Annotated in this window: 1 protein-coding gene; it reads left to right on the top strand. The window is 55.5% G+C overall.

Annotation, left to right across the window (positions count from 1 at the left end; genetic code table 11):
* Positions 1–201 precede the first annotated feature (201 nt).
* A partial coding sequence (locus tag A3730_RS06540) for an aconitase family protein (protein WP_255364202.1) occupies positions 202–802 on the top strand: 601 nt, incomplete at its 3' end.

Below are 802 nucleotides of genomic sequence, written 5' to 3'. Positions count from 1 at the left end.
GGGGTGTCGATCATTCCCGGGGCATCCACAGTGTCGGTACAGGGGATAATAATTGGTTATCTTAAAAATGAAAAATATGAATTGGATTTATTGATGGCGTAGTTCTACATTAATTACCAGTGATAAACCAGCCCCAGTGATAAACCCGCCTGTAGTTGTGACAATACGCTGCGGCACTACGCTACGCTTCAGGAGAAAGGCATGGCAGGCAAAACCCTCTATGACAAATTGTGGGAAGCCCACCTCGTTACCCAGCGCGAAGATGGCTCTGCGCTGATCTATATTGATCGCCAGATCATCCATGAGGTGACCTCGCCCCAGGCGTTTGAGGGCCTGCGCCTGGCGGGTCGTCAGCCGTGGCGGACCAGTGCCAGTGTGGCCACCATTGATCACAACGTGCCGACAACCCCGTTCAAGAGTGCCGCCGACATCGCCGATGACACCTCGCGGATTCAGGTGCAGACGCTGCAAGACAATACCCGTGAATTCGGTATCACCGAGTTCGGAATTGGCGATGTACGCCAAGGCATTGTGCATGTGATGGCGCCGGAGCAGGGTGCTGTGGTGCCGGGCATGACCGTGGTCTGTGGTGACTCCCATACCTCCACCAACGGCGCGCTGGCGTGTCTGGCCCACGGTATTGGTACCAGTGAAGTTGAACATGTATTGGCGACCCAGACGTTGGTGGCCAAGAAAATGAACAATATGCGGGTCTCTGTTGAGGGTGAGCTTGGCCCCGGTGTGACGGCGAAAGACGTGGTGCTGCATATCATCGGCGTGATTGGCACCGCTGGCGGTACCG

This window comes from Alcanivorax sp. HI0044, assembly GCF_001634945.1.
This window is presented reverse-complemented; position numbering and strand designations above follow the sequence as displayed.